This window comes from Mesorhizobium sp. 128a (assembly GCF_053848025.1).
In genome coordinates this window covers 82851-95418 of sequence record NZ_JBSPKY010000009.1, presented here as the reverse complement: position 1 = coordinate 95418, position 12568 = coordinate 82851, and the positions used below count along the sequence as shown (strand labels likewise).

Annotated in this window: 14 protein-coding genes; 2 read left to right on the top strand and 12 right to left on the bottom strand. The window is 62.4% G+C overall.

The genetic code is table 11. The features are described 5' to 3' along the window. Nucleotides 1–38: 38 nt before the first annotated feature. Together ACWTU9_RS16545 and ACWTU9_RS16540 are read right to left on the bottom strand one after the other, a co-directional pair. Nucleotides 39–476, bottom strand: coding sequence for a CHRD domain-containing protein (locus ACWTU9_RS16545; RefSeq protein WP_455859215.1), 438 nt, complete (start codon nt 474–476; stop codon nt 39–41). A gap of 161 nt (nt 477–637) precedes the next feature. Then, nucleotides 638–1921 carry a cystathionine gamma-synthase family protein gene (locus ACWTU9_RS16540; protein WP_455859214.1) on the bottom strand — a complete coding sequence of 428 codons (1284 nt, stop codon included), beginning with the start codon at nt 1919–1921 and terminating at the stop codon, nt 638–640. Nucleotides 1922–2044: 123 nt separating this feature from the next. Here ACWTU9_RS16540 and ACWTU9_RS16535 point away from each other — a divergent pair, with 123 nt between their 5' ends. Then, complete coding sequence (locus tag ACWTU9_RS16535) at nt 2045–2503, top strand: Lrp/AsnC family transcriptional regulator (protein WP_454574847.1); 459 nt, start codon at nt 2045–2047, stop codon at nt 2501–2503. A gap of 48 nt (nt 2504–2551) precedes the next feature. Here the strand turns inward: ACWTU9_RS16535 and ACWTU9_RS16530 are convergent, their stop codons facing one another. From ACWTU9_RS16530 to ACWTU9_RS16515, 4 genes are read right to left on the bottom strand one after another with little or no spacing between them, the layout of a single operon-like run. Then, nucleotides 2552–3523: an ABC transporter substrate-binding protein gene (locus ACWTU9_RS16530; RefSeq protein ID WP_455859213.1), complete on the bottom strand. Its 972-nt coding sequence runs from the start codon at nt 3521–3523 to the stop codon at nt 2552–2554. A gap of 38 nt (nt 3524–3561) precedes the next feature. Further along, complete coding sequence (locus ACWTU9_RS16525; protein WP_455859212.1) at nt 3562–4716, bottom strand: ABC transporter permease; 1155 nt, start codon at nt 4714–4716, stop codon at nt 3562–3564. Beyond that, nucleotides 4713–5591: an ABC transporter permease gene (locus ACWTU9_RS16520; RefSeq protein WP_455859211.1), complete on the bottom strand. Its 879-nt coding sequence runs from the start codon at nt 5589–5591 to the stop codon at nt 4713–4715. The genes ACWTU9_RS16525 and ACWTU9_RS16520 overlap by 4 nt, the downstream gene beginning before the upstream one ends. A 13-nt stretch (nt 5592–5604) precedes the next feature. After that, nucleotides 5605–6396 (bottom strand): ABC transporter ATP-binding protein, encoded by a 792-nt coding sequence (locus tag ACWTU9_RS16515; protein ID WP_455859210.1) that lies wholly within the window; start codon nt 6394–6396, stop codon nt 5605–5607. 116 nt (nt 6397–6512) lie between these two features. Between ACWTU9_RS16515 and ACWTU9_RS16510 the strand changes: the two genes are divergently transcribed. Further along, on the top strand, nt 6513–6917 hold the full coding sequence (locus tag ACWTU9_RS16510) for a cupin domain-containing protein (RefSeq protein WP_455859209.1): 405 nt from the start codon (nt 6513–6515) through the stop codon (nt 6915–6917). Nucleotides 6918–6940: 23 nt separating this feature from the next. Here the strand turns inward: ACWTU9_RS16510 and ACWTU9_RS16505 are convergent, their stop codons facing one another. The 6 genes from ACWTU9_RS16505 to ACWTU9_RS16480 form a co-directional block, all read right to left on the bottom strand. Further along, nucleotides 6941–7315, bottom strand: a complete 375-nt coding sequence (locus ACWTU9_RS16505; RefSeq protein WP_455859208.1) for a hypothetical protein — start codon at nt 7313–7315, stop codon at nt 6941–6943. A 23-nt stretch (nt 7316–7338) separates the two neighbouring features. Then, complete coding sequence (locus tag ACWTU9_RS16500) at nt 7339–7677, bottom strand: hypothetical protein (protein WP_454585236.1); 339 nt, start codon at nt 7675–7677, stop codon at nt 7339–7341. A 35-nt stretch (nt 7678–7712) separates the two neighbouring features. Then, nucleotides 7713–9164, bottom strand: coding sequence for a dihydropyrimidinase (gene hydA, locus ACWTU9_RS16495; RefSeq protein ID WP_455859207.1), 1452 nt, complete (start codon nt 9162–9164; stop codon nt 7713–7715). A 63-nt stretch (nt 9165–9227) separates the two neighbouring features. Beyond that, complete coding sequence (locus ACWTU9_RS16490; RefSeq protein ID WP_455859206.1) at nt 9228–10478, bottom strand: Zn-dependent hydrolase; 1251 nt, start codon at nt 10476–10478, stop codon at nt 9228–9230. Continuing rightward, nucleotides 10479–10919 carry an endonuclease domain-containing protein gene (locus ACWTU9_RS16485; protein WP_455859205.1) on the bottom strand — a complete coding sequence of 147 codons (441 nt, stop codon included), beginning with the start codon at nt 10917–10919 and terminating at the stop codon, nt 10479–10481. A 112-nt stretch (nt 10920–11031) separates the two neighbouring features. Further along, nucleotides 11032–12360 (bottom strand): aminotransferase class III-fold pyridoxal phosphate-dependent enzyme, encoded by a 1329-nt coding sequence (locus ACWTU9_RS16480; RefSeq protein ID WP_455859204.1) that lies wholly within the window; start codon nt 12358–12360, stop codon nt 11032–11034. Nucleotides 12361–12568 lie beyond the last annotated feature (208 nt).

Below are 12568 nucleotides of genomic sequence, written 5' to 3'. Positions count from 1 at the left end.
ATGGGCGGTCGACCGCCCCGTTTGTCGGCCTCGTTGCGCTACTTCACAGCTTCGATCTGGCCGCGGATTTCGCCGTCCTTGTTGGCGGCGGTGTGGACGTTAACGTAGTATTTGCCGGCCTCCAGATCGGCAGCCTGCGCGTCGGTCAACGTCTCCGAACCCTTGATGGGGCTCTTGAGCTTCTTGAACGGGATCACAGGCCCGGCATTTTCGCCCATCGCGGCCGGGCCGTGAATGTGGGCGGCCGTCGCAGGCCCGCTGAGGCCGGAATATTTGACGTTCCAGCTGAGCTTCTTCTTGGCGGTGTCGAAGGTGAATGTTGCGGTCCCCTTGCCCTTGGTGGTTACAGGTGGGTTCTGCTGACCGCCATCGAGAGTCGCCTTGTACTTCACAACATCGGCCATGGCCGGCGATGCGAGCAGGAAGGCGGTCGAAACGGCGAGCGCCGAAAGCATCGGCAACGATAGGATGCGCATGAAGAACCTCCGTTGATTGCAGCATCCCGTACGGCTCCCCGGCGCACGGATGCTTCCCTGCAACGGCTGAACGAGGCAATGTATCCCGGCACACGCAGATGTTACCGGCCGCACCAAGAAAGGGCAGTCACCCGCCCTTTTTTGGATTTCCGAAAAGCCAATCAGGCGCCGGCCAGCGCCTGCGTCAGGTCGGCGATCAAATCGTCCGGGTGCTCGACGCCGATCGACAGCCTGACCGTGGTCTCCAGCACGCCGATGCGTTGGCGCACGTCGAAGGGGATGCCGGAATGGGTCATGGCCGCCGGATGGCTGGCGAGTGATTCCGTGCCGCCGAGGCTGACCGCCAGCTTGAAGATCTGCAGCCCGTTGAGAAAGGCGAAGGCTGCCTTCTGCCCGCCCCTGATATCGAAAGAGAATGTCGAGCCGGCGCCGCTACACTGCGCCTTGTAGGCGCGGCCGGCAGCGGTATCCTCACCGAGGAACGGCAGGTAATGCACCTTCTCGACCTTCGCATGGTCGCGCAGGAATTCGGCCACCAGGCGCGCATTGTCGTTGGCCCGCTCCATGCGGATCGACAGCGTCTCCAGCGAACGGCCGAGCATCCAGCAGGAATGCGGGTCTAGCTGCGTGCCGATGGCGCCGCGCAGCGCCTTGATCGGCTTGGTCATCGCCTTGCTGCCCATGGCTGCACCGGCGATCAGGTCGGAATGCCCGCCGACATATTTGGTCAGCGAATAGACCGAGACATCGGCGCCATGTTCGATCGGCCGCTGAAACACCGGGCCGAGCAGGGTGTTGTCGCAGACGACGATCGGCGTCGATCCTTGGCTCGACCCTATTTCGTCGGCGATCTTCCTGATCAGCGCGATGTCGACCAGGCTGTTGGTCGGATTTGACGGGGTTTCGATCAGGATGACCGAGACGCGCCCCTTCGCCACGGCAGCATCGGCAACCGCCCGCACCGCCTTCTCGTCGACGCCATCGGCAAAGCCGACAGCGCCGATGCCGAAGCCGGACAGCGTGCGCGTCAAAAGCGTCTCGGTGCCGCCGTAAAGCGGCTGCGAATGCAGGATGACATCGCCCGGACGGGCATAGGCAAGCAGCGTGGTGGCGATCGCCGACATGCCTGACGAAAACAGGATGCAGGCGTCGGTCCCCTCATAGACCGCCAGCCGGTCCTCGACGATCTCTGAGTTGGGATGGTTGAAGCGCGAATAGACCAGACCGGACGCCGTGCCGCTCGGCGGCTCCTTGCGGCCGGAGGTGTAGTCGAAGAAATCGCGCCCCTCTTCCGCCGACTTGAACACGAAGGTCGAGGTCAGGAACACCGGCGGCTTGACGGCGCCCTCCGAAAGCTGCGGATCAAAGCCATAGCTCAGCATCAGCGTCTCGGGATGGAGCTTGTGGTTGCCGATGTGGGTTTTCGACGGGCGCGGCGCGGTCATGGTTTTTCCTGCGTTCTGGAGGAGCCTCGCGGGGCAATTTATGCGATCCCCATCGCGCAGTCCTTGCTATTTTCGGCCCCACATGAATGCATATGAGCAACAAATTGCCGAGGGACGATAAAAGTGCAGCAGAAGATAGCCGACGATTTTGACCTTAAAATCCTGCGCGAACTGCAGGCCGACGCCCGCATCACCAACAACGAGCTTGCCGAACGCATCGGTCTGTCGCCTTCGCCTTGCCTCCGCCGGGTGCGCCGGCTGGAGGAAGCCGGCATTATCAGAGGGTACACGACACTGGTCGATCCGGCCGCCTTCGGCTGGAGCATGGTCGCCATCGCCACCGTCCGGCTCAGCCGCCAGAACGAGGACGAGATCGTCATGTTCGAGGACGCGATCCGCGGCTGGGAAGAGGTGCTGGAATGCCACCTCGTCACCGGGTCGCGCGACTATGTGCTGAAGGTGGTGACCGGCAGCCTCGAACAGTACGAGCGCTTCATCAAGGAAAAGATCGCGCGGCTGAAATGCGTTGCCTCGATCGAAACCAGCTTCGTCATGAACACCATAAAGGAACGGCGCCTTTGACACTTGGTCGAAGGCGCCGCTCTCGAGTTCGAAATTATCGAACCAGGCTTATTTGATCGCCTTGTCGGTGATCGCCGTTGTGTAGGCGCCTTCCGGCGCCTTGGTGATGATCTTCTGGTCGAGCAGCGCCTTGGCGGTGCGCTCATAGGTCGCCGGATCGAGCTTGCCGTCGGCATTGTCGATCAGCTTGGCGACTTCGCTCATCATCCGCTTCTGGTGGTTCTCGTCCTGGCCGCCGGCGTCCATGACGATGCCTGCGGCCTCGTCATTGTTGTCGACGGCGTATTTCCAGCCCTTCATCGAGGCGCGCACGAAACGCACCATCTTGTCTTCGAAGGCCGGGTCCTTGAGCTTATCTTCCGAGGCATAGAGCCCGTCCTCGAGCAGGTCGTTGCCCATCGCCGAGTAGTTGAACACGGTCAGCTGTTCCGGCTTGTAGCCGGCGTCGATCAGCTGCCAGTACTCGTTGTAGGTCATGACCGAAATGCAGTCGGCCTGCTTCTGGATCAGCGGCTGCACGTCGAAGCTCTGCTTCAGAACGGTGACGCCATCGGCGCCGCCTTCGGTCTTGAGGCCGAGCTTGTTCATCCAGGCGTAGAACGGATATTCATTGCCGAAGAACCAGACGCCGAGCGTATGGCCCTTGAAGTCGGCTTCGGTCTTGATCGGGCCATCCTTCGGGCAGACCAGCTCCATGCCGGCCTTCTTGAACGGCTGGGCGATGTTGACCAGCGGCACGCCCTTTTCGCGCGCGGCCAGCGCACCGCCCATCCAGTCGACGATGACGTCGGCACCGCCGCCGGCAATCACCTGCTCCGGCGCGATATCGGGACCGCCCGGCTTGATGTCGACGTCGAGGCCTTCGGCCTCATAGAAACCCTTGGCCTTGGCGACATAATAGCCGGCAAACTGGGCCTGTGTGACCCATTTCAGCTGCAAGGTCACCTTGTCGGCGGCCATGGCCTGGAACGCGGCCAGCGACATCGCGCCGGCGAGCATCGGAATGATCAGTCTTTTCATGTTTTTACCCTCTGAAGTTAACAACCAAACCCACCGCCCTATCCACCACGGACAGAGGGATGCCAAAACGTGACAGCTCTTTCGATGAGAGCGACCACGCCATAAAAGACCGAACCCGCCAGTGCTGCAACTGCGATTTCGGCCCAGACCATGTCGATGTTCATCCGCCCGACCTCGGTCGAGATGCGGAAGCCCATGCCGACGACCGGCGTGCCGAAGAATTCGGCGACGATGGCGCCGATCAGCGCCAGCGTCGAGTTGATCTTCAGCGCGTTGAAGATGAAGGGCGCGGCGGCCGGCAGCCGGAGCTTCAACAGCGTCGGCCAGTAGCTCGATGCATAGGTGCGCATCAGGTCGCGTTCCATATGGCCGGAAGCGGCAAGGCCGGCGACCGTGTTCACCAGCATCGGGAAGAAGGTCATGATGATGACGACGGCTGCCTTGGATGGCCAGTCGAAGCCGAACCACATCACCATGATCGGCGCCACACCGATGATCGGCAGCGCCGAGACCATATTGCCGATCGGCAAGAGCCCGCGGCGCAGGAACGGCACGCGGTCGGCCGCAATCGCCACCAGAAAACCCGCACCGCTGCCGACGACATAGCCGAAGATCACCGCCTTGAAGATGGTCTGGCGGACATCGGCGCCGAGCACCGGCAGTGAACTGGCGATGCGCGCGCCGATGGCGCTCGGCGGCGGCAAAAGGATGAAGGGGATGCCGGCGCCGCGCGTCACCGCCTCCCAGATGATCAGGATCCAGGCGCCGAAGATCGCCGGGATGATCAGGCGCAGCGCCATCCGCATTCCTTTTTTCATCGGCCGAAGCCCCGACAGCACCGCCACGCAGCGCCAGGCCAGCAGCCAGGCAGCGGCGAGCAACAGGAAAAACGGCGCCAATGCCGTGCCTTCGAAACCGGCAATGCCCGAGATCAGCATCCAGGCGACGAGATGGGCGCCGACAAACAGCACCACGGCCTCCGCCAGCGACGAAATCCTGAGCATCGAGATCAGCCCCGCCAGCAAGGCCAGGCCGATCATCGGGGTTTTTATTCCGAAATAAGGGTAGTCGAAGCTGGCCATTGGATTTGCAAGGGCTGCCGCTTCCGGCTTCGACATCGCGCCGAGCGCCAGAGCGACAAGACACAGAAGAATGGCAAGCATCGCTTGCCAGGATGGCTTCAGCCAGTTCATGCCGGCCTCCCGCCCATGGCGCGGTCGACGAGGCGCCCGGCTATGCCCACCACCATGACCAGCAGCGCCGCCACCACCGAGCCGGCAACCAGCGCTGACCAGATATCGATGGACTGGCTGTAGTAGGCGCCGGCGAGCAGCTTGGCGCCGATACCGGCGACGGCACCGGTCGGCAGTTCGCCGACAATGGCGCCGACCAGGCTTGCTGCCACCGCCACCTTCATCGAGGTGAAAAGGAACGGCACCGAGGCCGGTACGCGGAGCTTCCAGAAGGTCTGCGCGACACTGGCATTGTAGGTATGCATCAGGTCGAGATGCATAAGTTCGGGCGAGCGCAGGCCTTTCACCATACCCACCGTCACCGGGAAGAACGACAGATAGGTCGAGATCATCGCCTTCGGGATCAGGCCGCTGATGCCGATTGCCCCCAGCACGACGATGATCATCGGCGCCACCGCCAGGATCGGAATGGTCTGCGAGGCGATGATCCACGGCATCAGGCTGCGGTCGAGCGTCGCCACATGGACGATGCCGACCGCAATGATGATGCCGAGCGCGGTGCCGAAGGCAAAGCCGAGCAGCGTCGACGACAGCGTCACCCAGGCGTTGTAGACGAGGCTGCGGGTCGAGGTGATGGGCCGCAGAAAGGTGTTCTCGAAGAAATTCACTGCCACCTGATGCGGCGCCGGCAGTGTCGGCTTCGGCTGCGACAGCGTCTTGCCGATGAATTCGACGGTGCCGGGTGTTTCGTTCGCACGGCGGTCGAGATCGCGCTGGAACGGCGTGTTGAGGATGACGGCGAAAACGTACCAGAGCACGATCAATCCAGCGAGGATCGAAGTCACTGGAACGATCTTGTCGCGGAAGCTGTCCATCTAGCGCACCGCCTCAATCTTCATAGCTGTGCCCCGCGTGCAGACCATCGCGGACGCGCGCTGCGATCGCCAGGAATTCCGGCGTCTCGCGGATGTGAAGCGGCCGCTCTCTGGGCAGCGTCGATTCGATGACATCGGTGACGCGGCCCGGGCGTGGCGACATGACGACGATGCGCGTCGAAAGATAAACGGCCTCGGGAATGGAGTGGGTGACGAAGCAGATGGTCTTGTTGGTGCGTCCCCACAATTCCAGCAATTGCTTATTGAGGTGATCGCGCACGATCTCGTCCAGCGCTCCGAACGGCTCGTCCATCAAAAGCAGGTCGGCGTCGAAGGCGAGAGCGCGAGCGATCGAGGCACGCTGCTGCATACCGCCGGAAAGCTGCCAGGGGTATTTCTTCTCGAACCCGGAGAGGTTGACGAGTTCCATCGTGCGCTTGATGCGCTCGGCCTGCTCGGTCCTGGAAAGGCCAATGATCTCCAGCGGCAGCGCCACGTTGCGCTCGATCGTGCGCCACGGGAACAGGGCAGCCGCCTGGAAGACGTAACCATAGGCGCGTTTCTCGCGCGCCTGCTCCGGCGTCATGCCATTGACGGAAATGGTTCCCGATGTCGGCTTCTCCAGGTCGGCGATGACGCGCAGCAAGGTGGTCTTGCCGCAACCGGACGGGCCGATGAAGGAGACGAACTCACCCTTGCCGATGGTGAGGTCGACATTGGAGAGCGCCTGTACCGGACCGTCATTGGTCTGGAAGGTGAGGCCGAGTTTGCTTGCCGAAACGACGGCTGGCGAGGTTCCGGTCATTGGCTGCAGCCTGCCTCTCGCAGCCTCTGGCGCGCAGGATGAAATGCCGTTGCATTTGCATTGATGTTGTTTTCCACTCGTCCAATCCCCATCAATCGACGCCCGGAGCCTTGCCGATGTCGCCCAAACCCACCTGCCACCTTATCCGTCCTGAAAGCACTTATGAAGGCAAGCAGGGACTGACCTATTTTGCCGGCATCGCCGCCGAAACCGTCGGCTCGTCCGGCATCTGCATGCATCTGCTCACCATGCCGCCCGGCGCCCGCGCCAAGGCGCATCTGCATGAAAGCCATGAGACGGCGATCTACGTGCTTTCCGGCGAGGTCCACACCTGGTATGGCGACCGGCTCGAGAACCACATCGTCGTCAAGGCCGGTGACCTCTTCTACATCCCGGCCGGGGTGCCGCATCTGCCGGCCAATCTGAGCAACGCGCCGTCCTCGGCGGTCATCGCCCGCACCGATCCCAACGAACAGGAAAGCGTCGTCCTGCTGCCGGAACTGGATGCGCTGGTCGCCTAATCTGAAGGGGTAGGCACTCGCCGTCATTTGCACCGCGAGACTTCGCCCATCACATTGCCGTCCTCGTCTGTGATCGTCAGCTTCTTTGCGTTCTTGGCGCTGCGCTTGATGGTGAACTTGGTCGGCTCCTGTCCGTCTTCGCCTTCTGCCTCACATGTTGCCGTCACCACCAGCGAACCGTCGGCCTGCGCCTGCTTCTGCGTGAACGTGCAGGCGCTGGCCGCGGTGACCAATGCCTCGTCGGTCAAAAGCAGCATCTGATCGGCGGCGACTTCCTGGCCGTTCCGGTTGATGCAGCCATATTTGTCGCCATAGGGCTTCGACAGGTCGATGCCCGCCGCCGAAGCCTGACCGGCCAGAACGACAAGCATCGCAACAGACAAACCAAAACGACGCATGCTCATTCCCCCAACACCCAACGTCACGAACACGGTTGCAACGGCCCCATTTCTTCAAGGCCCGGAATGGTCACGAAGAAACCATCCTCGCCCTTGTTGGTGACCATAATGGTTTCAGCCGTCGTCCCCGCCTCACCTTCGGCGGAACAGGTCGCACCAAGCGATTGCGTACCCGAAGCCGACGTCAATTGCTGCGCGAACCGGCAGCCGCTGCCATAGGTCTCGATGCCCTCCGCGGTCAGCACGATATAGTCGTCGCGGTCCTGATAACCGGCCTTCGCAAAGGCACAGCCGGCGTCGTTGCCCCAAGAGCCGAGCAGCCTGTCGGCCGCGGTTGCGGGACCGGCGATGACGATCGCCACGACCAGTGAGATGAGCGCTGCGGAGCTCCGCAACCTCAAACCCCTGTCGCCGGAATGCCGGTGCGTTCCACCTTGCGCGGCGCGGTAATGTCCTTCCAGGTCGACAGCGCCCGATTGACGGCCGCATTCGGCTCGCGGGCGACGAACTCGCCATGGCCGGGCTTGGCCTTGATCTCGGCTTCCTCGATCGACAATTCGCCACGCGAAAACACGAAGCGCGGCGTTCCGGTCACCTCGAACCCTTCGAAAACATTGTAGTCGATGACGGACTGCTGCTTCTTGGCAGTGATCTTCTTCTTGCGCTTCGGGTCCCACACCACGATGTCGGCATCGGCGCCTTCGACGATGGCGCCCTTCTTCGGATACATGTTGAGGATCTTGGCGATGTTGGTCGAGGTCACCGCGACGAACTCGTTCATCGTCAGCCGTCCAGTGTTGACGCCTCTCGTCCACAGTACCGGCATACGATCTTCGAGCCCGCCGGTGCCGTTCGGAATCTTGGTGAAATCGCCGACGCCGTTACGCTTCTGCTTGGTGGTGAAGGCGCAGTGGTCGGTCGCCACCACCTGCAGCGATCCCGCCTGCAGGCCGGCCCACAGCGAATCCTGATGCAACTTGTTGCGGAAGGGCGGGCTCATCACGCGGCGTGCCGCATGGTCCCAGTCCTTGTCGAAATACTCGCTCTCGTCCAGCGTCAGATGCTGGATCAGCGGCTCGCCGAAAACCCGCATGCCCTTTTGCCGCGCCCGGCGGATCGCCTCGTGGCTCTGCTCGCAGGAGACATGCACGACATAGAGCGGTACGCCGGCCATGTCGGCGATCATGATGGCGCGGTTGGTCGCCTCGCCCTCCACTTCCGGCGGACGCGAATAGGCATGGCCCTCGGGGCCGCTATTGCCGGCGGCGAGCAGCTTTTGCGAAAGTGCTGCAACCACATCGCCATTCTCGGCATGCACCAGCGGCAGTGCGCCAAGATCGGCGCAGCGCTGGAACGACGCATACATCTCGTCGTCGTCGACCATCAGCGCGCCTTTGTAGGCCATGAAATGTTTGAACGAGGTGATGCCCTTGTCGACGACCGTGGCCATCTCGTCGAACACCTGCTTGCCCCACCAGGTGATCGCCATGTGGAAAGAATAGTCGCAGGACGCCTTTGAGGTCTTGTTGTCCCACATCTGCAAGGCTTCGAGCAGCGATTGCTGCGGCGCCGGCAGGCAGAAATCGACCACCATCGTCGTGCCGCCCGAAAGTGCGGCGCGCGTGCCGGACTCGAAATCGTCGGCCGAATAGGTGCCCATGAACGGCATTTCGAGATGGGTGTGCGGATCGATGCCGCCCGGCATGATGTAACAGCCGGTGGCGTCGAACTCATGGTCGCCATGCAGGTTGGAGCCGATGGCGACAATCTTGCCGTGCTGCATCAGCACATCGGCCTTCCAGGTGCGGTCGGCGGTGACGATAGTGCCGTTTCGGATGACTTTGGTCATTTTTCTTGTTCCCTTGTTCTTGTCGCGCTTCTTGTGAGCGTCGTTTGAACCCAGATTTCTAGTTCACGCCACGATCCCCGCAGTTTCCACCACCGCGTGGAACAGCACGTCGGCGCCGGCCGAAGCCCATTCCTTGGTGATCTCCTCGGCCTCGTTGTGGCTCAACCCATCCACGCAGGGGCACATCACCATGGCGGTCGGCGCGACTCGGTTGATCCAGCAGGCGTCATGGCCGGCGCCGGAGACGATGTTGCGATGCGTGTAGCCGAGGCGGTCGGCAGCATCGCGGATCGCGTTGACGCAGCCGGCGTCGAAGGTCACCGGGTCGAAATGGCCGACCTGCTCGATGGCGTATTCGATGTCGAGCGCGTCGCAGATCGTGTCGATGCCTTCGCGGATGCGGCCGTCCATCGCGTCGAGCACCTCCTTCTCCGGCGAGCGGATGTCGATGGTGAATACGGTGCGCCCGGCGATGATGTTGCGTGAATTGGGAAACACTTCCATGTGGCCGACCGCGCCGACGGCGTCGGGCTGGTAGTCCATGGCGATTTCGTGCACCAGTTCGATAACCCGGGCCATGCCGAGCCCGGCATTGCGGCGCTTGGGCATCGGCGTCGAGCCGGTATGCGCCTCCTTGCCGGTCAGCGTCACCTGCAGCCATTTCAAGCCTTGGCCGTGGGTGACGACGCCGATGTCGATGCCTTCATCCTCGAGGATCGGCCCCTGCTCGATATGCAGTTCGAAGAAGGCGTGGATCTTGCGATCGCCGACCTTCTCGGTGCCCTTCCAGCCGATGCGCTCCAGCTCCTCGCCGAATTTTTTCCCCTGCTTGTCGGTGTGCTGGTACACGTCCGCCTGCTCGAGCACGCCGGCGAAAACGCCGGAAGCCATCATCGCCGGGGCAAAGCGCGAGCCTTCCTCGTTGGTCCAGTTGGTGACGACGATCGGATGCCTGGTCGTGATGCCGAGGTCGTTGAGCGAGCGGATGATCTCCAGTCCGCCGAGCACTCCAAGCACGCCGTCATACTTGCCGCCGGTCGGCTGCGTATCGAGATGGCTGCCGACATAAACCGGCGGCAGGCTGGGATCGGCGCCTTCGCGGCGGGCAAACATGGTGCCCATTTCATCGAGGCCCATTTCGAGCCCGGCGGCCTCGCACCAGCGCTTGAACAGATGCCGGCCCTCGCCGTCCTCGTCGGTCACGGTCTGGCGATTGTTGCCGCCGGCAATGCCGGGACCGATCTTCGCCATCTCCATGATGGAATCCCACAAACGGTCTGAATTGATTCGCAGATTCTCGCCGGGTGCAGCCATTCAAAATCTCTCCAATTGCGCGGCGTCCCCCTCCCCCTCGAGGGGAGGGTGGCCGCGAAGCGGTCGGGTGGGGTCGCCCGCGACGCGCTCGACCTTTTCCTTGACCACCTGCGCGACATGCCACGCGCTGTTTATGACATCGGGCTCATCAACGCGAAAGACGTCAAACCCTAGGGAGCGCAGATAAGCGTCACGAACAGCATCGTGCCGTTTGCCCTTCTCGTATTCGTGCAGATCACCATCGACCTCGACGATCAGCTTTACGGCAAGACAAGCAAAGTCGACGATATAGGGACCTATCGGGCACTGGCGGCGAAACTTGATGCCAGCCGATTTCAGGTCCCGCAGCTCATACCAGAGCAGGTTCTCACCTTTAGTCGCGTGAACTCGAAGTGCGCGCGCCTTTTGGCGCATTTCGAAGCTCACGCGGGTACGGGGCATCAGCGGCAGCCTCGCAGCAAAAGAACAGGTCGGCGCCCGGTCGCACCGACCCCACCCGACCGCTTCGCGGCCACCCTCCCCTCGAGGGGGAGGGATATCCGCGCCCAGTGCTTCAATCTATCGCCCTTAGCACTTCACGCACATGGTCGATCAATTCGTTGATCTGGCCCTTGGTGATGATCAGCGGCGGCGACAGCGCGATGATGTCGCCGGTGGTGCGGATCAGGGCGCCGCGCTCGAACGCCTTGACGAAGGCCGAGAAGGCCCGCTTGGTCGGGCTGCCGGCGATCGGCGCCAGTTCGATCGCGCCGATCAGGCCGATGTTCCTGATGTCGATGACATGCGGCTCGCCCTTCAGCGAATGCAGCGCATCTTCCCAGTAAGGCGCGAGTTCCTCGCCACGGGTGAGCAGGCCTTCTTCCTTGTAGGTGTCGAGCGTGCCGAGCGCCGCCGCACACGCGATCGGATTGCCCGAATAGGTGTAGCCGTGGAAGAACTCGATCATGTGCTCGGGACCGGTCATGAAGGCGTCGTGGATTTCCTTCTTGACGAACACCGCACCCATCGGGATGACGCCGTTGGAGACGCCCTTGGCGGTGGTCATGATGTCGGGCGTGACGACGAAATAGTCGGCGGCGAAGGGCGCGCCAAGGCGGCCGAACCCGGTGATGACCTCGTCGAAGATCAGCAGGATGCCGTGCTTGGTGCAGATTTCGCGCAGCTTCTGCAGATAGCCCTTCGGCGGCAGGATGACGCCGGTGGAACCGGCGACCGGCTCGACGATGACGGCGGCGATGGTCGAGGCGTCATGCAGCGTAACGATGCGCTCCAGCTCGCTGGCAAGCTCCGCGCCATATTCCGGCACGCCCTTGGAGAAGGCGTTCTTCTCCGGCAGATGCGTATGCGGCATGTGATCCACGCCGCCGAGCAGCGTGCCGAACATCTTGCGGTTGCTGACGATGCCGCCAACCGAGATGCCGCCGAAATTGACGCCGTGATAGCCGCGCTCGCGGCCGATCAGGCGCGTGCGCGCGCCCTCGCCCCGCACGCGATGATAGGCGATCGCCATCTTAAGCGCGGTATCGACCGACTCTGACCCGGAATTGGTGAAGAAGACGTGGTCCATGCCCTTGGGCGCGATATCGACCAGGCGGTTGGCCAGCTCGAACACGATCGGGTGGCCCATCTGGAAGGCCGGCGCATAGTCGAGTTCGGCGGCCTGATGCTGGATTGCTTCGGTGATCTTCGGCCGGCAGTGGCCGGCATTGACGCACCAGAGGCCGGCGGTGCCGTCGAGCACCTTGCGGCCGTCGCTGGTGGTGTAGTGCATGTCCTTGGCGGACACGAACATGCGTGGCGCCTGCTTGAACTGCCGGTTTGCCGTGAACGGCATCCAGAATGCGCTGAGATCGTTCGGCGTGACTTTCAGCCGGTTGGACATGACCAAGACTTCCCCTTGTAACCTGTTTCGGTGCGCTAACGCTTGGTCGTTCCAACACTTGGTCTTTGCGACGTTTTCATGCTACGCAAATTTTGACCGATTGGACAAACGTTAGCACCGCCCTGTCGGCGGTCAAGGGATTACTAGCGGAAATGCGGCCTCCGAAGTGCGCTCCACGGCTCAGGGAAAAACTGGTCCAGAGAATTGG

Coding starts and splice junctions, on each gene's coding strand:
- ACWTU9_RS16545 (WP_455859215.1), bottom strand. CDS start 476: ATGCGCATCCTATCGTTGCCGATGCTTTCGGCGCTCGCCGTTTCGACC.
- ACWTU9_RS16540 (WP_455859214.1), bottom strand. CDS start 1,921: ATGACCGCGCCGCGCCCGTCGAAAACCCACATCGGCAACCACAAGCTC.
- ACWTU9_RS16530 (WP_455859213.1), bottom strand. CDS start 3,523: ATGAAAAGACTGATCATTCCGATGCTCGCCGGCGCGATGTCGCTGGCC.
- ACWTU9_RS16525 (WP_455859212.1), bottom strand. CDS start 4,716: ATGAACTGGCTGAAGCCATCCTGGCAAGCGATGCTTGCCATTCTTCTG.
- ACWTU9_RS16520 (WP_455859211.1), bottom strand. CDS start 5,591: ATGGACAGCTTCCGCGACAAGATCGTTCCAGTGACTTCGATCCTCGCT.
- ACWTU9_RS16515 (WP_455859210.1), bottom strand. CDS start 6,396: ATGACCGGAACCTCGCCAGCCGTCGTTTCGGCAAGCAAACTCGGCCTC.
- ACWTU9_RS16510 (WP_455859209.1), top strand. CDS start 6,513: ATGTCGCCCAAACCCACCTGCCACCTTATCCGTCCTGAAAGCACTTAT.
- ACWTU9_RS16505 (WP_455859208.1), bottom strand. CDS start 7,315: ATGCGTCGTTTTGGTTTGTCTGTTGCGATGCTTGTCGTTCTGGCCGGT.
- hydA (WP_455859207.1), bottom strand. CDS start 9,164: ATGACCAAAGTCATCCGAAACGGCACTATCGTCACCGCCGACCGCACC.
- ACWTU9_RS16490 (WP_455859206.1), bottom strand. CDS start 10,478: ATGGCTGCACCCGGCGAGAATCTGCGAATCAATTCAGACCGTTTGTGG.
- ACWTU9_RS16485 (WP_455859205.1), bottom strand. CDS start 10,919: ATGCCCCGTACCCGCGTGAGCTTCGAAATGCGCCAAAAGGCGCGCGCA.
- ACWTU9_RS16480 (WP_455859204.1), bottom strand. CDS start 12,360: ATGTCCAACCGGCTGAAAGTCACGCCGAACGATCTCAGCGCATTCTGG.